This window comes from Emticicia sp. TH156 (assembly GCF_002855535.1).
Lineage (GTDB): Bacteria > Bacteroidota > Bacteroidia > Cytophagales > Spirosomataceae > Emticicia > Emticicia fluvialis.
The window spans coordinates 85,489-105,054 of record NZ_PKRS01000007.1 but is presented as its reverse complement, the minus strand read 5'-3'; the positions used below and the strand labels follow the sequence as shown (position 1 = coordinate 105,054).

At 40.0% G+C, this 19,566-nt stretch carries 19 protein-coding genes; 15 read left to right on the top strand and 4 right to left on the bottom strand.

The features are described from left to right. Positions 1 to 328 precede the first annotated feature (328 nt). The 6 genes from C0V77_RS14120 (at position 329) to C0V77_RS14095 (ending at position 6,871) form a co-directional block, all read left to right on the top strand. Positions 329 to 1,132, top strand: a complete 804-nt coding sequence (locus tag C0V77_RS14120) for an esterase family protein (RefSeq protein ID WP_101726985.1) — start codon at positions 329 to 331, stop codon at positions 1,130 to 1,132. 31 nt (positions 1,133 to 1,163) lie between these two features. Further along, positions 1,164 to 3,782: a DUF5686 and carboxypeptidase regulatory-like domain-containing protein gene (locus tag C0V77_RS14115; RefSeq protein WP_101726984.1), complete on the top strand. Its 2,619-nt coding sequence runs from the start codon at positions 1,164 to 1,166 to the stop codon at positions 3,780 to 3,782. 26 nt (positions 3,783 to 3,808) lie between these two features. After that, entirely contained in the window at positions 3,809 to 4,507 is a 699-nt protein-coding gene (locus C0V77_RS14110) for a murein L,D-transpeptidase family protein (RefSeq protein ID WP_101726983.1), read from the top strand. A 92-nt stretch (positions 4,508 to 4,599) separates the two neighbouring features. After that, positions 4,600 to 5,292 carry a 16S rRNA (uracil(1498)-N(3))-methyltransferase gene (locus C0V77_RS14105; protein ID WP_101726982.1) on the top strand — a complete coding sequence of 231 codons (693 nt, stop codon included), beginning with the start codon at positions 4,600 to 4,602 and terminating at the stop codon, positions 5,290 to 5,292. A 68-nt stretch (positions 5,293 to 5,360) separates the two neighbouring features. Then, positions 5,361 to 5,981 (top strand): DUF4159 domain-containing protein, encoded by a 621-nt coding sequence (locus C0V77_RS14100; protein ID WP_409012798.1) that lies wholly within the window; start codon positions 5,361 to 5,363, stop codon positions 5,979 to 5,981. Positions 5,982 to 6,124: 143 nt separating this feature from the next. Beyond that, positions 6,125 to 6,871 (top strand): acyl-CoA desaturase, encoded by a 747-nt coding sequence (locus C0V77_RS14095; RefSeq protein WP_101726980.1) that lies wholly within the window; start codon positions 6,125 to 6,127, stop codon positions 6,869 to 6,871. 80 nt (positions 6,872 to 6,951) lie between these two features. Here the strand turns inward: C0V77_RS14095 and gldC are convergent, their stop codons facing one another. After that, entirely contained in the window at positions 6,952 to 7,299 is a 348-nt protein-coding gene (gene gldC / locus C0V77_RS14090) for a gliding motility protein GldC (protein WP_101726979.1), read from the bottom strand. Positions 7,300 to 7,720: 421 nt separating this feature from the next. Here gldC and rhaM point away from each other — a divergent pair, with 421 nt between their 5' ends. The 3 genes from rhaM to C0V77_RS14075 are packed head-to-tail and all read left to right on the top strand — an operon-like array spanning position 7,721 to position 10,450. Continuing rightward, a complete protein-coding gene (gene rhaM / locus C0V77_RS14085) occupies positions 7,721 to 8,038 on the top strand; it encodes an L-rhamnose mutarotase (protein ID WP_173830550.1) in 318 nt (105 codons plus the stop codon). A gap of 10 nt (positions 8,039 to 8,048) precedes the next feature. Then, the gene (gene rhaT / locus C0V77_RS14080) at positions 8,049 to 9,089 is read left to right on the top strand and encodes an L-rhamnose/proton symporter RhaT (protein WP_101726978.1); all 1,041 of its coding nucleotides are present in this window, start codon (positions 8,049 to 8,051) and stop codon (positions 9,087 to 9,089) included. Positions 9,090 to 9,103: 14 nt separating this feature from the next. Further along, the gene (locus C0V77_RS14075) at positions 9,104 to 10,450 is read left to right on the top strand and encodes a glycoside hydrolase family 105 protein (RefSeq protein WP_101726977.1); all 1,347 of its coding nucleotides are present in this window, start codon (positions 9,104 to 9,106) and stop codon (positions 10,448 to 10,450) included. A 177-nt stretch (positions 10,451 to 10,627) separates the two neighbouring features. On the opposite strand, the gene C0V77_RS14070 is transcribed toward C0V77_RS14075, so the two are convergent. Then, positions 10,628 to 11,425, bottom strand: a complete 798-nt coding sequence (locus C0V77_RS14070; RefSeq protein ID WP_101726976.1) for a hypothetical protein — start codon at positions 11,423 to 11,425, stop codon at positions 10,628 to 10,630. Between the two features lie 215 nt (positions 11,426 to 11,640). Here C0V77_RS14070 and C0V77_RS14065 point away from each other — a divergent pair, with 215 nt between their 5' ends. Beyond that, the gene (locus tag C0V77_RS14065) at positions 11,641 to 11,988 is read left to right on the top strand and encodes a hypothetical protein (protein ID WP_229236283.1); all 348 of its coding nucleotides are present in this window, start codon (positions 11,641 to 11,643) and stop codon (positions 11,986 to 11,988) included. Between the two features lie 286 nt (positions 11,989 to 12,274). Here C0V77_RS14065 and C0V77_RS14060 read toward each other — a convergent pair whose 3' ends face one another. Beyond that, positions 12,275 to 13,006 (bottom strand): DUF4197 domain-containing protein, encoded by a 732-nt coding sequence (locus tag C0V77_RS14060; protein WP_101726975.1) that lies wholly within the window; start codon positions 13,004 to 13,006, stop codon positions 12,275 to 12,277. A gap of 134 nt (positions 13,007 to 13,140) precedes the next feature. On the opposite strand from C0V77_RS14060, the gene C0V77_RS14055 reads away from it, so the two are divergent. The 5 genes from C0V77_RS14055 (at position 13,141) to C0V77_RS14035 (ending at position 18,483) form a co-directional block, all read left to right on the top strand. Next, positions 13,141 to 14,415: a competence/damage-inducible protein A gene (locus C0V77_RS14055; protein WP_101726974.1), complete on the top strand. Its 1,275-nt coding sequence runs from the start codon at positions 13,141 to 13,143 to the stop codon at positions 14,413 to 14,415. A gap of 28 nt (positions 14,416 to 14,443) precedes the next feature. Then, on the top strand, positions 14,444 to 15,757 hold the full coding sequence (locus C0V77_RS14050; RefSeq protein WP_101726973.1) for a dihydrolipoamide acetyltransferase family protein: 1,314 nt from the start codon (positions 14,444 to 14,446) through the stop codon (positions 15,755 to 15,757). 120 nt (positions 15,758 to 15,877) lie between these two features. Continuing rightward, complete coding sequence (locus tag C0V77_RS14045) at positions 15,878 to 16,411, top strand: hypothetical protein (RefSeq protein ID WP_101726972.1); 534 nt, start codon at positions 15,878 to 15,880, stop codon at positions 16,409 to 16,411. Positions 16,412 to 16,426: 15 nt separating this feature from the next. Next, entirely contained in the window at positions 16,427 to 17,269 is an 843-nt protein-coding gene (locus C0V77_RS14040; RefSeq protein WP_101726971.1) for a MoxR family ATPase, read from the top strand. Positions 17,270 to 17,286: 17 nt separating this feature from the next. After that, complete coding sequence (locus C0V77_RS14035; RefSeq protein WP_101726970.1) at positions 17,287 to 18,483, top strand: VWA domain-containing protein; 1,197 nt, start codon at positions 17,287 to 17,289, stop codon at positions 18,481 to 18,483. On the opposite strand, the gene C0V77_RS14030 is transcribed toward C0V77_RS14035, so the two are convergent. Then, complete coding sequence (locus C0V77_RS14030) at positions 18,480 to 19,499, bottom strand: acyl-CoA reductase (protein ID WP_101727200.1); 1,020 nt, start codon at positions 19,497 to 19,499, stop codon at positions 18,480 to 18,482. The genes C0V77_RS14035 and C0V77_RS14030 overlap by 4 nt on opposite strands. Positions 19,500 to 19,566 lie beyond the last annotated feature (67 nt).

Here is a 19,566-nt window from a genome sequence, read left to right as displayed (position 1 = left end):
TGTTTATTTTAGAAAATCTGTCACAAAATTGGCTTATTAAATGCAAACGATAAAAGATTAAACCAAATAAAATACTGGCAAAGAGTAAACTGAATTATTGATTTGAGACTAAAATTCTGACAATGGTCGGTCATGTAAAATAAAATATTGTTTTATAGCATTCTGGTGTTTTAGCGTATTGAATTTGTAATTTTGCCAGAACAAAACAAATCTTTGAAATATTAGTCGATTTTGCTCAATGTTACAAATGATTTCAGGAAAATTTATTGATACGCTGTAGCCAAAAACTAATGTTTCTGTTTTTTTGTCATCTTAAAACTAATCAAAAGTGCATTTCATTTCAGTTAAGAAAAACCTAAAAATTTACTCTGAACACCTAAAAAGAGAAGTTGTTTACGACATCATTTTGCCGCATCAGCACTCAACTCAACAGTCTTCGCATAAAGTTTTATTGATGAACGACGGGCAGGACCTGGCCGCGCTGCAAATAGAGCGCATACTGCAAAGCCTTTATGCGAACAACGAAATTGTGCCTTTTGTTTTAGCCGCCATACATACCAACGAAAACCGCCTGAAAGAATATGGTACATCTGCCATGCCAGATTACAAAAACAGGGGTAATATGGCCGGTAAATATGAACAGTTTATAATTGAGGAGTTTTTACCGTTATTAAGACAGACTTACCAAACCTCATTAAAAATAGAAGACAACTACTTTTGCGGTTTTTCGCTCGGTGGTCTGTCGGCTATGGATATCACCCGCAACAACCCGCATGTTTTTTCTAAAGTCGGGGTTTTTAGTGGTTCGTTCTGGTGGCGCAAAAAAGCCTATGAGGAGGGTTATGATGACGAAAACGACCGCATTATGCATGTGCTGGTGAGAAACGGGCGTTACCATGCCAAACAAAAATTCTGGTTTGAATGCGGCACAAACGACGAAAAAGACGACCGAAACGGCAACGGAATTATAGATTCTATTGAAGATACGCTTGATTTAATAACAGAATTAGAAAAACTGGGTTATAAACCGCAGGAAGACATTGTTTATTATGAAATAAATGGCGGAGAACACAACTACCAGACCTGGAGCCAGGCCATGCCCGTTTTTCTGAAATGGCTGGTAGGTAAATAAACTTTTTAACTGTTGCCGGGGCAACAATCTTATGCTTAGACTGACACTTATTTCTGTTCTTGTTTTTATCAGCACTTTAGTGCGTGCCGGAGGCATAAAAGGCATAGTAACTGACGCTACCGGAGAGCGTATGGCGTTTACGTCTGTTATAGTAAAAGGCCAGAACGCCGGAACCATGACCAATGCAGAAGGTGAGTATAGGATAAATCTGAAACCGGGCAGTTATGAGATTAACTTTCAGTTTATAGGCTTTAAAACTGTTACCCGCCGTGTAGTTGTGGCTAATGAGTTCATAGAACTAAATGTGCGTATGCACGAGCAAACCATTATGCTGCAGGAGACCAGTATAAGTGCCAAAGAAGAAGACGCCGCCTATACCATTATGCGCAAGGCAATAGCCAAAAGCAAAATTCATCAGAAACAGGTGGTGAGCTACCAGGCAAATGCGTATGTACGTAATTCAATATTACTCAACAAAATTCCGCTGGTACTCAAAAAGGATCTTTACCGACAAAACATTAAAGAGGGGATACCGTTTTTGTCTGAGTCGGTAATGGAAATAGTTTTCAACGAGCCCAACTCTAAATTTACCAAGGTGCTGGGGCAGAAGAGTTCTTTCAACAATATTTCTATTTCTGACGGTTTTTATCTTTTCGATTTCTACGACCCGGGTCATTACCGTGTTTCTCCGCTTTCGCCACAGGCTTTCAGATACTACCGCTTTGAATACGATGGTTTTTTTGAAGACCGCGGCCTGATTATCAATAAAATAAAAATCATTCCGAAGTCGTTCGGGGAAGGCGTTTGGCAGGGAACCATTTATATTATAGACGATTACTGGAATATCCATAGCATTGATGCTGAAACTATTGAAAACGGCCTTAATCTTAAAATAAACCAGTATTATAGCCCGGTTGAGAAAGTCTGGATGCCGATTAACCAGCGGATAGACTTTTACGGAAAATTGTTAGGATTTGACTTTGTTATTAAGGCACAGTTAAATGCCGGTTATACTGCCGTAAAAACGAATCCGGCTTTTGTGGAAGACATAAAAATTATTGACGAGAAAAAAGAGGGGAAAACGATGGAAGGGATTTCGAAAAATTCTCTGAAAAATTCGAAAACTGAAGAACTGCTGAAAGACAACAAAGAGTTTTCGGTGAAGAATCTCATGAAAATAATGAAAGATTATGAGAAAGAAGAAAGAACCCGGGCCAGAGCGAACAAAGAAGAAGCAGCGGTTGTAAGCAGAGAATTGATGGTAGTAGAGCCATCTGCCAAAAGCAAAGATTCTACTTTCTGGAATTCTATGCGTAAAATACCGCTTACCAAAGAAGAAAGCGAAAGCTACCAATACAGCGACAGTGTAAAAATTGCAAAAATTGAAAAAAGAGACAGCTTGCAAAGAGATTCGCTGAAAAAAGCATGGCGGTATTTTTTGTTAAATTATGATTTTAAACTCAAAAATGGCAGATATCTGCATTTTGAACCACCCTACACTCCGTTTGTAGGTTTAAACTATAATTCGGTTGAGGGCATTGTGTCTGATATGGGTATCGGCTTTAAAAACTATACATCTCTTGGCGCAAAACCCAGAGTAAGATACAATGTGTCGGCAAATATGCGTTATGCTTTTCAGGAAAGGGCATTGCGTGGTAAAGTAGGCGGAGAATACGAGGTTGGCACATCAAAACTAACAATTGGTGCGGGAAATTATATTGAACAATTTGACCCCAACAGCCTAATTTTTGAATGGATGAACACCGTAACCACTTTGTTTAATGAGCAAAACCTGATGAAGATTTACGGCAAGAAATTCGTTAACATTGGCTACAGCTATAACGAAGATGCCCGGTTGACTTTTTCAACCAACATGGAACTGGCAAGGAGGTCTCCGCTGGAAAACCTTCAGAAAATATACCGCATAAAAGATTTTGAAAAAAACGGGTTTTCGCCTAATAATCCATCCAATCTTGAGCTAGGCGAAACCGCTTTTACTACACACAATGCGCTTTTATGGCAGAATATGATAAAATGGACACCGTCTTCTAAAGTGATAATCAGAAACGGGGTGCGCAAGTATCTGACAGGCGGAGCACCCATTATTACTTTTATTTATAAGAAAGGAATGCTTGATGCCAATTTTGACTACCTGAGCCTGAATGTAAAGCAACACGTAAATACCGGGGTATTGGGCAAACTGGATTATATGGTTGAAGTAGGTGATTTCGTTAACGACCGCAGCGTTTACCTGATGGATATGAAGCATATTAATAATAGCTACCTGAATGCCCTGCGGATTGGTCTTTTTGCCAGATACCGGTTGTTAGAAACCCGTATGCCCCTGCCTGAAGATAGCGGAGCCAAATCTATAAACCTTTACCGTTTTAGTACCAAAGGCGCATATTTGCAGGCCCATGTAATTAATGAATTTAAGCAGCTTATTTTTACCCGTCTGCCTTTTGTAAAGAGATGGGGGCTAAAAGAAGACCTCTTTGCCAATTATCTGAACACTCCCGCTGTAAAAAACTATATAGAAGTTGGTTATGGTATTGATGGCATCATGAGGGCATTAAGAATTGAAGCCGTAAGCAGTTTTGAAAACGGCATATACAAGAGGGCTGGTATTAAATTAGGTGTAACTATGTAAAATCAGGCTTGCTTAGTTTTTAAAATATGGGTTTAGACAATTTGCTTCAAAAACAATTGCTTTACGAACGTGTGGCCAATGCCTATAAGGCAAAAAGTGCCATGCTTGACAGTATTTTAGTTGAAAAATCAATTAAAAACAGAAATTTCAGGTTCTTTATCAGGGTGTTTAAAAAGGAGCAAATACTTGAAGCTTGGATAAAACACCCTGAAAAAGCAAGGTATGAATTGCTAAGCAAGTATAACTTTACGGGTAGCTCAGGTAATGCAGGTCCTAAGCGGAAATCAGGCGACGGGCAGATTCCGGAAGGAATCTATCAAATTACTAATTTTAATCCTTTAAGTGCCTTTCATTTGTCGCTCAGAGTAAATTACCCAAATATTGCAGATACACACTGGGCTGATAGCGAAAACCCGGGTGGAGATATTTACCTGCATGGCGGTAACACAAGTACAGGGTGTATTCCGGTAGGTGATGATTGTATTGAAGAACTCTATCTGCTTTCGGTTTATGCTGCTGATGCAGGCCATTTGCCAGACGTACATATTTACCCTACCATTATGGCTGGCGCGGCTTTTAACTCACTTATTACTGGCCATAAAAATAATATACACCTGATTAACTTCTGGCACAAGCTAAAAGCAATATTTGATGATTTTGAGCAAACAAATGCGTTGAAATCAATAAAAACAGACCAGAAAGGCCATTATTATCTGGCAGACTAAATTTCCCTGATTGAGGTAAATGAATTATATTTGGCATTCTATAAAATTAATCCTGCCGGTTAAATAACCGGCCAATCTATTACATTACCTGCATGCTTTTATTTTATCAGCCAGCTATAGCCACCAGTCATTTTCTTGATACAGACGACTCACGTCATTGCGTAAAGGTGCTTAGAAAAACACCTAAAGACATAATTCATGTGGTTGATGGCACAGGCGGGCTTTATGAATGCGAAATAACAAAAGCCAACGAAAAAAAATGTGAAGTAAAGATAGTTTCGTGGCAGACAGATTTTCAGAAAAGAAACACGTACCTTCATATTGCCATTGCCCCAACCAAGAACGCCGATAGGCTTGAATGGTTTATTGAGAAGGCTGTTGAAATAGGCATAGATGAAATTTCGTTAATCCTTACGAAGCACTCAGAACGCAGGCAGCAAAAAACAGAGCGGCTGGAGAAAATTGCGGTTTCGGCCATGAAACAATCTTTGAAGGCCTATTTGCCAAGAATTAACGAACTAGTGCCGTTTGAGAAATTTTTGAAGAGTGTATTGCAGGAACAGAAATTTCTGGCGCATTTAACTGAGGAATCAAAGCCGCTGGTTAGTAAACTTAAGCCCGGCACAGCACATTGTATTATGGTTGGCCCCGAAGGCGATTTTGCTGCTGAAGAAATACAATTGGCTCGTGATAATGGTTTTGAATGGGTTACACTCGGAAACGCCCGCCTCAGAACAGAAACAGCAGGCCTGGTGGCATGCACGCTAAGCAACAACATGTTTTAACGAAGTTAGTCTTTATGAAGCAAATCATTACATATTTAATGCTGGGTATTTTTTGTTCATTCATTAGCATGACCAAAATTATGGCTCAGCAGCCTACGCTTAAAATTGCTAAACTGAGGTATGGCGGTGGTGGCGACTGGTATGCCAATAAGACCTCATTGCCGAATCTGATTAAGTTTTGTAACCAGCATCTGAAAATGAACCTGTATCCGGAAGAAGACATTGTGGAGGTTGGAAGCGGTGATATTTTTCAATATCCTTTTATACACATGACAGGCCACGGAAATGTGGTTTTTACAGATGCCGAGGTGCAAAACCTACGTAAATACTTAATATCAGGTGGTTTTTTGCATATCGACGATAACTACGGTCTGAATAAGTTTATCAGACGAGAAATGAAAAAAGTTTTTCCTGAACTTGAGTTCATTGAACTGCCTTTTTCACATCCAATCTATCAGCAGAAATACAAGTTTCCGAACGGCCTGCCTAAAGTGCATGAGCATGACAACCTGCCTCCGCAAGGTTATGGGCTAATCTGGCAGGGAAGGCTGGTTTCTTTTTTTAGTTACGAATGCGACCTCGGCAACGGCTGGGAAGACCAGAGCGTACACCATGACCCGGAAGAACTACGCCAGAAAGCGCTTCAAATGGGGGCAAATCTTGTGCAATATGCCTTTACAAGTTATTAAAATAATGAATTGTACATTTCAAAGTGCTGGTTTTGGACATTTTGAAGAACTTTTCGCTTTCTTTTGCAACAGCGTAACATTATGCTTGCAGTTATTGTTTTAGGTTTATATTTGTATTTTAATCTAATCCTTATTACGTTCAAATGGTTGCCGCAATTTCTTTTTTTATTGGTCATTGGTACTTATCCTTATTTAGTCAGACATTCTTCTTACACCGATATTCAGCTCACAAAATGTTTACGATGAATAAGTTCTGGGAAAGGTTTTTCTATTTCCTTACTTATGTATCGCAGGGGTCTTCCTATCTTAATCCTCGTTCGTACGCCATTTTGCACCGCATGCACCACGCTTACAGCGACACCGAGCGCGACCCGCATTCGCCGCATCATACAGAAAACGTTTTTACCATGATGTGGAAAACCAAAGAAATTTATAATTCTTTACTTAACTATAAGTATAAAATTGAAGAGCGCTTCGAAAAAGACTTACCAGAGTGGAGAATCATTGATAAAATAGGAGATACGTGGTTTTCAAGAATTGCCTGGGGTTCAAGCTATGTAGTGTTTTATGTGCTTGGCTTTTTGTATTTCGATATCCACTGGGGTTTCTTCTTCCTGTTGCCGATACACTTCCTGATGGGCCCAATTCATGGTGCTATTGTAAACTGGAGCGGCCATAAATATGGCTATCAGAACTTTGACAATAAAGACGAATCTAAAAACTCATTGTTTTTTGATTTTCTGATGCTGGGCGAATTGTTTCAGAATAACCACCATAAACACCCGATGTCAATCAATTTCGGTAAAAAGTGGTATGAGATTGACCCGACCTATCCGGTTATTAAATTTCTAACCTGGACCAAGATAATCAAGCCTAAACGGGCAAAATAATAGCTTTCAAATGAAAAAGATTTGACATTCATAGCCAATGGCTTAGATTGTCAAATCTTTTTTTATGTTTTTCACCTCAATTATTGTTGGTTTTCGTTCTTCAGCTCTTCATCTAAATGGCGTTTCAGGCTTCTGCAGGTACTCTCTAAGATCTCAATCATTTTCTTGTCGCCTGTTGCATCGCTTATCATTTGTGCTACATTTCCTACAATATCAATAGCAAAGTGCTTCATTTCGTCGGTTGCCATCTCTTTTGTCCAGAGATTAATTCCCAGCAGACCTTTATGGTAGTGGTCCCAGACACTTATTGAAATAGCCTTTGATTCATTGATACCCTCATTCGGGTTTTCAGTAGCATCCCAGAATATTTTTTCAGGGACTCTGGCTGCGTCAAGCTCGATAGTAAAATTAATTTCTGATTTCTTCATTCAATTTAAGAGTAAATAAGATAATAGATTAAAAATTAAAATTCCGGGCAGAAAGTTCAAAATCTGAACAAAAAACTACACAGACATTTTTGACAATTCAGAGCCGTTATGGTGCAAATGTAACTTTTCAATGAAAAAATTTAATTAACATGAGAGTACAGGAGAGGATAACAGCGGTTATTGAGTATCTTTGGATAAAGTTGTAGGTCTATATTAATTAAACTTTACACGCCTGTGTTGCATAGCAATGCTGGTTTTTCCATTACGACAATACGATTTTTTTAAGGCCGACACTTTTGGGTATTGGCCTGTATGTAAATAATGTGTTAGCGTTAATTACTTACCTGAACTTGCATTTACAAGCTGGCAATTTTATTGATTACAGATTTGAAACTTCAAAAGCCTTTTTGAAAACAAGAATATGAAGCATAGAGTGGCACTAAAAATGAAGCTCCACCCCGGGCAGGCCGAAGAATACAAGCAACGCCACGACGAATTGTGGCCGGAGATGAAAGCGCTACTGAAAAGCATTGGTGTGGAAGATTATGCCATTTTTCTGGATGAAGAAACCAATATTTTGTTTGCCTCGCTAAAAATAGAAGACCCATCGCTTTTAGATACATTACCCGGCCACCCTGTTATTCAAAGCTGGTGGAAATACATGGCTGATATTATGGATGCCAATGCTGACAATTCGCCTGTTTCAATACCCTTAAAAGAAGTATTTTACTTGCCCTAACTAAAAACTTATGAATGCAATTCTTGGTATCATTTTTCATTTCATAGGCGGTTTTGCCTCTGGTAGTTTTTACATTCCTTATAAAAATATAAAGCAATGGGCCTGGGAAAGTGGCTGGATAATAGGCGGGGTGGCCTCATGGATTATAGCTCCCTGGCTTTTCGGATTCATAACCGTGCACGACTTATTACCGAGTATTCAGTCGGCCGATAGCAAAACTATTTTCTACACAGTGCTATTTGGTGTGTTGTGGGGTTTCGGAGGGCTTACTTACGGGTTAACCATGCGTTACCTGGGTGTGTCGTTGGGTGTGGCAGTTGCGTTGGGTTTTTGTGCTGCATTTGGTACGCTTATTCCACCAATTTATGAAGGTCGTTTTGGAGAATTGCTCTCTACCAGTTCAGGGCAGATAACCCTGGCAGGGGTCGTACTTTGCGTGGCCGGTATATTTGTATGCGGTAAGGCCGGAATGATGAAAGAAAAAGAACTTGACAACGCAGCCAAACAGGAAACCGTAAAAGAATTTAACCTTAAAAAAGGTTTGTTCGTGGGTACCTTCTGTGGTATTATGAGTGCCTGCTTTGCTTTCGGGCTTGCTGCCGGGGCACCCATTGCGGCTCAGGCAGAAGCCAACGGAACCGACCCTCTGTTTAAAAATAACGCCATATTACCGGTGCTGCTGATAGGCGGTTTTGCCACTAATTTTGTGTGGTGTATGATTCTGAATTTCAGAAATAAATCTTTTGGTGATTACACCGACACCAAAACACCCCTAAAAAGCAATTACCTGTGGGCTATGCTGGCCGGTGTAACCTGGTATTTCCAGTTCTTCTTCTACGGCATGGGGCAGTCAAAACTGGGTAAATCGTTAGACTTTGCTTCATGGACACTCCACATGGCATTTATAATATTGGTAGGCACCTTGTGGGGGCTTTTCTATAAAGAATGGAAAGGCGCCAGCAGCGCAACCATGCGGGTGCTGTATCTGGGCTTATTCATCATTATACTTTCTTCTGCTTTTATTGGTATGGGAAGCTATTTTGTTCATTAAATCTATTATTTATTATGCTTAAGATTTTTAAGACGGTTGCCCTGCTTGTGGCAATCGGATTTACTTGTTTTGCTCAGCAACAGGCACCAGCATCTGCATTACACTCAGATGCCCTGCATACGGCCAAGCCAGATTACCCAACTTTATACGGCACTACCAAACCGGAAGATATTATTGCTGTGATGAACCGTGTCAGGAATAATCTTGAGAGGGTTACACCTACAAGGGTGGTAGATAAAAATACAAATGAGGTTATAAATGACTTTTCAAAAATTGATAATAACGCTATTGTTTTTAAAGGGGATTTCAGCCTGACCAGTTATGAGTGGGGAGTAACCTACGAGGCCATGTTGCTGGCAGGTGAGGTAACCGGCGACACTGCTTTTACTAATTATACCGCGCGTCGATTCAAATTTCTGGCAGATGTTGTACCTTATTTCAGAGAAGTATATAAAACAAATAAGCAGACATCACTAAAACAGATGATTGACCCACATGCACTTGATGATTGCGGTGCCATGTGTGCGGCTATGATAAGAGCCACCAAAAGCGGTGTAGTGAAAGCCAATCTGAGACCCATCATTGATAATTACATCAATTACATTGTCAATAAAGAGTTCCGTCTGAAAGATGGTACATTGGCTCGTAATCGCCCATTGCCAAATACTTTGTGGCTCGATGATATGTTTATGGGTGTACCTGCCATTGCCCAGATGGGCAGCCTGACAGGCGACAAAAAGTATTATGATGAAGCCGTGAAGCAGGTGCTACAGTTTTCTAAACGCATGTTCAATAAGGATTTAAATTTATACATGCACGGCTGGGTGCAGGAAATGGAAACCCACCCTGAGTTTCATTGGGCAAGGGCAAACGGCTGGGCTATTTTAACAATGGTTGAGCTGCTGGAAGTACTACCTGAAACTCACCCGGGCAGAACGGCCATACTAAACCAACTAAAAGCACATGCCAAAGGGCTGGCCGCACAGCAATCGGGTAGTGGTTTCTGGCATCAATTGCTTGACAAACATGATTCATTTCTGGAAACATCATCCACTGCTATTTATACGCATAGTATTGCCAAAGCCATTAACAGAGGCTGGCTTGATGCTACCACATACGGCCCGATGGCCTTATTGGGTTGGAACGCCGTTGCCACCAAAGTAAATGAAAAAGGACAGGTAGAAGGTACCTGCGTTGGCACCGGCATGGGTTTTGATCCTGCGTTTTACTATTACAGACCCGTAAATGTATATGCAGCACACGGCTATGGCCCGGTACTTTTGGCAGGCTCAGAAATGATTAAATTATTGAAAAATAAGAATTTTGCTTTGAATGATAGTGCGGTGATGTTTGGGAAGTGAGATATAAGTTAAGACGCAATATTGTTTTCCTGCAAAATGGAGACGCATTCAGCGCCTCCAAATTCAACACAGGTTAGAACCACATTGTATGATGGGGAAAATGCATGTTTATATGTTTATAAATACTCTATTACAATTGCTCGTCTCGCTAATCTAATTGGCAAATCATCTTCTTTATCAATCAGGTATTTTTATTTTACCATTATCTACATCTTCTTGGAAGATTACTTGACCATCTAGAAGGATGTAGCCATCTGGATTTTCATCGTAAGGAATTGAGCCTGGAATTATAACTTCTCCTATTTCTAATCTCCCATCTAATTCGCCAATCAGTTTTTTTAAATCTCGTAAAAAGCTATTATATTTGGGCGTAATTCGGTAAGCTGTTGGTCGATTATTAAATGGAGGGTCAAAAAGTGTGTACTCAAATTTTTCTTGTTCGTTTCCAGTAGGAATCAACCCCAATTCTATTGTATCTAGCCAAACATTGGATTTTGAATAAAGACTAAAGGTTAAATCTTGACCCTGCCCGTCCTTCAAGTCTTCTCGATTAATTCCAAGGCTATAATAGTGCAAAGGCGAATTATTATATTCTCCAGAAATACTAAAATGCTTATACTCCCACACGTCTCCTACTTTTATTGGTAATAATATAGAAACGTCCCAAAGCCTCTTGGCATAAACATTTTCTACTAATAAATCCCAATCATAAATACGAATTAGAGCCACATCTTCACTTCCATTAAGTAATTGCACAATTCTATTTTGCTGATAATTTTTAATAAATTCGCTGACTGTAAAATTTTCACCAGTAAGAGAATGTATTTTATGTAAACCATAGAAATCAGCTAATTCAAGAAAATTACTATCAAACTTTAAAATTTTTTTTACATAATTTTCATAATTTACTGGAATATGCACAGTAAATCCAAAAGCTACTAAATCGCTTAAATGTTCATTCCATATTTTATTCATTAGACTAAATTTAAGGTATTATGTTAAAATGATTATTCCCCCAATAACTGTGCAGTAAATTAAGGTAAAATAACTTAAATTTACTGGAATATGAAACGTAGAAATTTCCTTATCCACCACCTCTCATACTTAAATCTTCCAACATTTATTATAAAAAGCTGTCCTATTAACTGAATATTATTCGTCTTAGAGTAAAATTTTAAACAAATAATCAGATGACACTACCTAACATTTTTACAGAGCCGGTTTCAACACAAGTTGTTAACTGCATCAATCAACTGCAACCTGTAACTACTCCACAGTGGGGTAAAATGACAGTAGACCAGATGCTGGCACATTGTAGTGTGGCTTATGAAATGGTTTATGAAGATATTCACCCTAAACCCGGATTCTTCATGAAAATTATGTTGAAGCTGTTTGTAAAACCAGCCACTACGGGATTGAAGCCATATAAACGTAATTCCCCAACAGCACCTGCTTTTATAATTAAAGACCGAAAAGATTTTGAAGCGGAAAAAAGCCAATTGATAGCATACATCACTAAAACACAAGAACTCGGATAAATGCACTTTGACAATAAAGTGTCTGATTCGTTTGGAGTATTGACTACAGAAGAATGGAATAATCTATTTTATAAACACATAGACTACCACTTAACACAGTTTGGGGTGTGAACCCCACTCCCTGCCTCTCCCCAACAATGGGGAGAGGAGTTATATGAATATTATTTACATAAAATAATTAAACTATTCTTAAGAATTTTTACTGTACTCATATTCTCAAAATTCTTATTCCTTCCCCATTGTTGGGGCGACCCGCGCAGAGAGGGTTTTGGTGGGTTTTCCTCTGTCATATCGCACCAAAAACCTTCTTCAACAATTCTGTAGTTCTTGCCCAGGGATTTTCTCTTATTTTCAATTCTTCGTTTGCAACTAATATAAACAGACCGTCTATGGCTTTTTGTGTGGCGTAGGCGTTCAAATCTGTATTTACTTTTTTAACAAATGGTAATCGGTTATAAGCCGTTGCCAAATCGGTGTAGTATTTGGTGGCCTGAGTTTTTTGAAGGGCATTTTGCACAACGGGCGAAAATTTGGCAATCAGTTGGTCAGATGTCGTCCTTTTCAGGTATTCGGTTGCGGCATTTTTTTCTCCTTTCAATATTCCCCAGGCATCAGTAATGGTCATACCGGTAATGGCGCTTACAAATATAGGTTTGGCCTCTTTGGCAGCTTCTTCGGCGCCTCGGTTTAAAGCTACTACAAACTTATCTACTTCGCTACCAAGCCCGGCTCTGCGCAAGGCAGTTTCAACTCTCTCAATTTCAGGCGGGAACGGAATTTTTATAGTAGGGTTTAGGTAATACCCATTAAGCCTTGATGCGCTGTCGGCTCCTTTATTGATACCCACCTGAAGCGCCTGCTTCAAACCCGCCACTACTTCCTGAGTGCTTAATGAGCCGGTGCCCTGTACATGTTTATTGACTTCATTTAATACTTTACCCAGATTTAATTTTTGTCCGGCGCAACTTTGCAAGCCTAAAAGACCAGTTATCAACACCAGAATAAGTACTCTTCTCATTTTCGACTAATTTTAAATGTGAATTTTTATAATTAATAATTGTCTTACTAACGAATGAACCCCGAAAATTGTATTTTTGTGCAGATTTAGTTTTATCGGCACATACAGGTATAACAAAACGCAATATTGTAAATATGAAACTAATTTTAGCAGAGGTTGTCACGATTGGAGACGAAATTTTATACGGACAAATTACAGATACCAATACACAATGGATGAGTACTGAACTTGATAAGATTGGTATCAAGACAGTTCGGAAATCGTCGGTGGGTGACCAGGAAGATAAAATTTTACAGATACTTGAAGAGGCAGGAAGCCGGGCCGATATTGTTTTGATAACAGGTGGCCTTGGCCCTACCAAAGACGATATTACCAAAAAAACGCTTTGTAAGTATTTTGGCGATGAGTTAATCATGAATGAAGATGCCTTGGCCTTTGTAACTGATTTCTTTAATAAAAGAGGCAGACCATTAACAGAAATCAACCGTCAGCAGGCATTAATACCAAGCCGATGTACGTATCTGCCCAATAAAACCGGCACGGCCCCGGGTATGTGGTTTGAGAAAAAAGAAGGAGACCAAAAAGGCAGGATATACGTTTCAATGCCGGGTGTGCCGTCAGAAATGAAATACCTCATGACAAACGAGGTGATTCCGAGATTGAAGAAATACTTTGACACTCCGGTAATATATCATAAGATGATTCGTACAATAGGTATCGGAGAGTCTTTACTGGCAGAAAAAATTGAGCATTGGGAAGACAGCCTGCCTGCGCATATCAAACTGGCCTACCTGCCCAGCTTCGGACAGGTGCGTTTACGCCTGACAGGTGTAGGTGAAAACGAGGAAATACTGAAACAACAGGTGCAGGCAGAAGTTGATAAGGTATTACCCCTTATTAATTCTTATGTTTTTGGTTTTGACGATGAAGACCTGGAAGTAGCCATAGGCAAGATACTTAAAAGCAAAGGGCAGACCGTATCTGCTGCCGAAAGTTGCACAGGTGGCTTTGTTTCGCACATGTTTACCAAGGTGCCGGGTAGCTCTGCCTATTTTATGGGAAGCGTGGTGAGCTACGATAACTCGGTAAAAATGAATGTGCTGGGCGTAAAGCCGGAAACACTGGAGGCACATGGGGCAGTGAGCGAAGAAACAGTTACCCAAATGGCCGAAGGCGCAAGGGCATTGATGAAAACAGACTATGCCATTGCTACCAGCGGAGTAGCAGGGCCAGACGGCGGCACACCTGAAAAGCCGGTTGGCACGCTCTGGATTGCCTGCGCTATGGATGGCAAAACGGTGGCACGAAAAATACAAATGTCGAACCAACGAGATACTAATATAAACTATGGCAGTGTAGTTGCGCTCAATCTGTTAAGAAAAATGCTGATTGGCGACTACGAATCTTAATCTGACATCAACAAAATCGAAAAAGAATATGGCTCTTGTAGAAATGATAATGCCAAAAATGGGCGAAAGTATATTTGAATGTACTGTCCTGAACTGGTTGAAGAATGTGGGCGACACAATAGAACAAGATGAAATGATTCTGGAAGTGGCTACAGACAAGATTGATACCGAGATAGGCTCACAATACGATGGCGTTATTAAAGAAATACTGGTAAAACAAGGAGAAATAGCCACCATAGGCAAACCTATATGTATTATTGAAACAGATGCTGTTCAGGCTGCTGCAGCCAAAGAAAAAACTGCTGATGCAGTGGTTGTCATAGAAGAAAAAGAACCGGAGATACTGGCGGCAGAGCTGGAGCAACAGGCGAAACTAACGAATGTAATTCTTGAAAACGCCGAACCAAAGGTAAACTCGCTGAGCGGCAGGTTTTATTCGCCACTGGTGCAGAACATAGCCAGGGAAGAGAATATATCTATTGAAGAGCTGGAAAGCCTGAAAGGTACAGGCATTGAAAACCGTGTTACCAAAGATGATATTCTGGCTTATGTGCAACTGAAAAATGATAAAAAAAGTGTAGCATCTGTAGCGCAACCGGTTGCAACCACGAGTAACTATACACCACAGGCCACCGACCAGATTATTGAAATGGACCGTATGCGGAAAATGATTGCCGAGCGGATGATTGAATCGAAGCGGATTTCGGCGCATGTTACTTCATTTGTAGAAACCGACATGACCAACGTGGCCTTATGGAGAGACAAAATAAAGACCAAATTTCAGCAGGAAACCGGAGAGAATATCACCTTTACGCCATTGCTGATTGAGGCGGTTGTGAAAGCCATCAAGGATTTTCCGATGATTAATATTCAGATAGACGGAGACAGGATTATCCGCAAAGGTAAAATCAATATCGGTATGGCGGTAGCATTACCAAGCGGTAACCTTATTGTTCCGGTTATACATGAGGCAGACTCTTACAGCCTGATTGGCCTAACAAAAAAAGTAAATGAGCTGGCACAAAGAGCCAGAGGCAATAAGCTAAAGGCCGACGATTTGTCTGACGGCACCTTGTCAATCTCTAACATAGGTTCATTTGGTAACATTGCCGGTACACCAATTATTATGCAGCCACAGGTTTCTATACTGGCGTTTGGTGTTATTCAAAAGAAAGTATCGGTAATTGAAACCGCACATGGCGATACGATTGGCATCAGACAGAAAATGATTATTTCGCATTCTTATGATCACCGCGTGGTTGATGGCTCGCTTGGCGGCCAGTTTGTGAAGCGGGTATCTGATTACCTGGAAAACTTTGATTTAGATAGAAAGTTGTTTTAAACGATACACGGAGGTCTGGCAGTGGTCAGACCTTTGTTATATTCATTGAATCACCCTGATTATTGTAAAAGACATTAATTTGCGTTAAAGCATATAATCTCACATTTAAAATCTAATTGTATGAAAAACGAAGGATTTGACCCCGCAGAAATAGCCGAACTGAAAGCTGAATGCAAAGCAGAAGGGCAGAACTATATAGTAGTAGAAGACGAAGATGGCATGAGTGACTCCGGCGAGTTTGCCCATATTCAGTTTGTTGGTAAGCATGATGGCGCAGAGGTAATCTATGATGCCGTTATCAGCACCTTGCGTCTGAACCACAGCAGTCTGGTTTTTGAAGAAGCCGAAGAAAGAATGAAAAAGGCCTACCCGAACTATGTAGAGGTTGACAGACGCAAAGCCAACTATAAAATGACCGAAGATATGGAGCTGATGCTGGAAGAAATCATTGAAGAGCTGGAAGAAGAAGAGGTAATTAAGGTGTCGGAGTTTCTGGATATCGACGAAGACTTTGAATACGGCATAGGGCTTGATGTTTCGCTCAATGTTGAAGAAATAACCGATGAGGTGGTTACTAAATTTGTGAATGATTTCAACGCAGGTACACTTAAACTAGATAATACGCTTTACAGCTTTACCAGCGAAGAAGAATAAACCGCAAATAAAAGCATGGCAGGAAGTTTTACAGGAACCGATAATTATATAGCCACCCGCGAACTGCAAACTGCAGTGAATGCTGCGGTGGCGTTGCAAAGGCCATTGTTAATTAAAGGTGAACCAGGCACCGGTAAAACCCTGCTGGCGTTTGAGGTAGCACGAGCTTTAAACAGACCGCTGTTTACGTGGCATGTAAAGTCTACCACTACTGCACAGCAAGGGCTTTATGAATATGATGCCGTTTCTCGCTTGCGTGATTCCCAGCTGGGTGATGCTCGGGTAAATGAGGTGGCAAATTATATCAAAAAGGGTAAAATATGGGAAGCATTTGATACTGATGAACCCAGCGTATTGTTGATAGATGAAATTGATAAAGCGGATATTGAGTTTCCGAATGATTTGTTGCAGGAGCTTGACCGGATGGAGTTTTATTGCTACGAACTGAAAGAAACCATTCGGGCCAGGCACAGGCCGATTATTATCATTACGTCAAACAATGAAAAAGAACTGCCTGATGCCTTTTTGCGACGTTGTTTTTTTCATTTCATTCGTTTTCCGGATAAAGAAACCATGCAACAAATAGTAGATGTGCATTATCCGGGTCTGGAAGAAAACCTGCTTGCCAATGCTTTAAAGACTTTCTTTGGTATCAGAGAAATCAAAAATCTAAAAAAAAGGCCTTCTACCAGTGAGCTGATCGACTGGCTTAAATTATTGCTGGCAGGTAAGGTGTCGGCAGACGACCTGAACGATTTAAGCAAATTGAATGAAATTCCGCCATATCTGGGTGCGCTGCTGAAAAATGAATCTGACTATGATTTGTACAAGGCATTAAGAGAAAAGGGAATCAAATAATTTAAACTATTAAGGCTTTGCTTTTAGATTTCTTCTATCATTTAAAGGCCAATCATCTGCCTGTTTCGTTGAGAGAGCATCTGACCCTGTTGGAAGCGCTCAATAAAGAGGTAATTGCATACAATGTAGAAGAGTTTTATTTTTTAAGCAGAGCCATTTTTGTAAAGCACGAGCAAAACCTTGATTTGTACGATAAACTATTTGGTGAGTTTTTCGGAGAAATGGAAAGTGTGCCGGTTGAAAGCCTGATGGCCAATATCAATGAAGACTGGTTGAAGGCCCATTTCTTGAAAGAGTTGAGCGAAGCGGATAAACAGGCCATTGAGGCAGCGGGAGGGCTTGAACAATTGCTGGAACGACTCAGAGATTTGTTAAATGAGCAAAAGGAAAGGCATGAAGGCGGAAGCAAATGGATAGGTACCGGAGGCACTTCGCCTTTTGGTAACTCGGGGTATAACCCGGCCGGAGTACGGGTAGGAGGGAAAGGCGGCGGTAAAACTGCAGTAAAGGTTTGGGACAAACGCGATTTTAAGAACTATGATAATGACCTTGAACTGAACACCCGCAATACCAAAATGGCCTTAAGAAGGCTCAGGATATTGACCAGAGACGGGGTAGAAGATGAGTTGAATATTGAAGAAACAATTGACCGGACATCACAGAACGCCGGATTGCTTGATATTAAAATGCAGGCTTCCAGGCAAAACAGGGTAAAAGTATTGCTGTTGTTGGATGTAGGTGGGTCAATGGATGATTTTATTGAAGAATGTTCAACTTTGTTTTCATCGGCTAAGTATCAGTTCAAGCATCTGGAGTACTTTTATTTTCATAATTGCATTTATGAAACCATGTGGAAAGATAATGCCCGTAGATATGAAGACAAAATAGCTACCTGGGATATACTGAATAAATATAACAAAGACTATAAAGTTATCTTCGTTGGCGATGCCTCCATGTCTCAGTGGGAGTTGTCAGAGCCACGCGGTAGTGTTGAGCATTATAACGAAGAATCGGGTTTAACCTGGTTGTCAAGATTCAAAGATAAATTCCCGAATCTGGTTTGGCTAAACCCGATTAACGACGGCTACTGGCAATATACACACAGCATTAAACTGATAAGAGACTGGTCTGACGACCGAATGTTTCCGCTTACCATAAACGGAATCGAAAAAGCGATGAAATGCCTTAAAAACAATAAGCTGAAATTCAGTTAAATTCCTTTCAGAAACGATAATGTATTTACGCCATCTGCAAAATCGTTCAGTTTAGGGCATTGTGCCTCTCCAAAATCAAAACTGTTTTCAATTTGTCTTTGGCCAGATACAATACATTGTATTTTGTCTTGCTGCTCAGCCAGTAATTGTTTCAGATGCGCTTCATTTTCGTAATATTCAAAATAGCAGACAGATATTGGCGAAACAAGCGATGGCTCTTCGCGGAGCAGTAAAAAACCGTTATCGAAATGTGCAATTTTGTTTACTAGTAATACAGACTTGTTGTAGTCGTAGTTATTATTGTATTTATGATGAATACTGATGGTGCTCCAGTATTCTATTGACTCATAGAACTTATCAAATGTATAGCCTGCCGGCACATATAATTTTGAAACGTTTCTACACCCCAACCCGAAATACTGAAAAATATCATTACCCAGATTCGCCAGCTCTGTTCTTGTTTCATTGCCTGTCAGTACAGCTACCGAAGTCCGGTTTTTACGGATTATATGCGGAATCTTAGAAAAATAATATTCAAAGTGTTTTGCTGTGTTATCACTTCCGGTTGCAATTACGGCATCGGCAGTATTCAGTTTATCAGCCATTTGTAAGTATGGCTCAATGGCAGAGTTAATAGCAATCAATCTGGCAATGAGCATACGCATCAGAACCGAATCGCTAGAGCTGAGCTTAATCAGCGCAATATTACCGCTCAGCAATACGCACAGCAAATCATGAAACCCAACCAAAGGTATGTTGCCAGCCATTACAATACCTACTTTTTTAGATGGGTTGGCAACAGCTAAGTTGTTGGCTGTAACAAAATCTTCAAGTTCAGTTTTAGTAAGGTAATAACGAGCTATATTTTGAAGCGATAACAATACATTATCTTCTGTAAACCAGGCATTTTCGTTGCGCGCCGCCACCGACCACTGCTTCAACACATCGGCATTCTTTTCATCGAGCAGGAAGTCTCCTAATTGAGAAAATGTAACAATAAAATCTTTTAATTGCATTATTTTTGGAAAAAGTACCCTGTTATTTAAAATCATACAAAAATACGACTAATTTGAAACTTTGAAG

Coding starts and splice junctions, on each gene's coding strand:
- C0V77_RS14115 (WP_101726984.1), top strand. CDS start 1,164: ATGCTTAGACTGACACTTATTTCTGTTCTTGTTTTTATCAGCACTTTA.
- C0V77_RS14110 (WP_101726983.1), top strand. CDS start 3,809: ATGGGTTTAGACAATTTGCTTCAAAAACAATTGCTTTACGAACGTGTG.
- C0V77_RS14105 (WP_101726982.1), top strand. CDS start 4,600: ATGCTTTTATTTTATCAGCCAGCTATAGCCACCAGTCATTTTCTTGAT.
- C0V77_RS14100 (WP_409012798.1), top strand. CDS start 5,361: ATGACCAAAATTATGGCTCAGCAGCCTACGCTTAAAATTGCTAAACTG.
- C0V77_RS14095 (WP_101726980.1), top strand. CDS start 6,125: ATGGTTGCCGCAATTTCTTTTTTTATTGGTCATTGGTACTTATCCTTA.
- gldC (WP_101726979.1), bottom strand. CDS start 7,299: ATGAAGAAATCAGAAATTAATTTTACTATCGAGCTTGACGCAGCCAGA.
- rhaM (WP_173830550.1), top strand. CDS start 7,721: ATGAAGCATAGAGTGGCACTAAAAATGAAGCTCCACCCCGGGCAGGCC.
- rhaT (WP_101726978.1), top strand. CDS start 8,049: ATGAATGCAATTCTTGGTATCATTTTTCATTTCATAGGCGGTTTTGCC.
- C0V77_RS14075 (WP_101726977.1), top strand. CDS start 9,104: ATGCTTAAGATTTTTAAGACGGTTGCCCTGCTTGTGGCAATCGGATTT.
- C0V77_RS14070 (WP_101726976.1), bottom strand. CDS start 11,425: ATGAATAAAATATGGAATGAACATTTAAGCGATTTAGTAGCTTTTGGA.
- C0V77_RS14065 (WP_229236283.1), top strand. CDS start 11,641: ATGACACTACCTAACATTTTTACAGAGCCGGTTTCAACACAAGTTGTT.
- C0V77_RS14060 (WP_101726975.1), bottom strand. CDS start 13,006: ATGAGAAGAGTACTTATTCTGGTGTTGATAACTGGTCTTTTAGGCTTG.
- C0V77_RS14055 (WP_101726974.1), top strand. CDS start 13,141: ATGAAACTAATTTTAGCAGAGGTTGTCACGATTGGAGACGAAATTTTA.
- C0V77_RS14050 (WP_101726973.1), top strand. CDS start 14,444: ATGGCTCTTGTAGAAATGATAATGCCAAAAATGGGCGAAAGTATATTT.
- C0V77_RS14045 (WP_101726972.1), top strand. CDS start 15,878: ATGAAAAACGAAGGATTTGACCCCGCAGAAATAGCCGAACTGAAAGCT.
- C0V77_RS14040 (WP_101726971.1), top strand. CDS start 16,427: ATGGCAGGAAGTTTTACAGGAACCGATAATTATATAGCCACCCGCGAA.
- C0V77_RS14030 (WP_101727200.1), bottom strand. CDS start 19,499: ATGCAATTAAAAGATTTTATTGTTACATTTTCTCAATTAGGAGACTTC.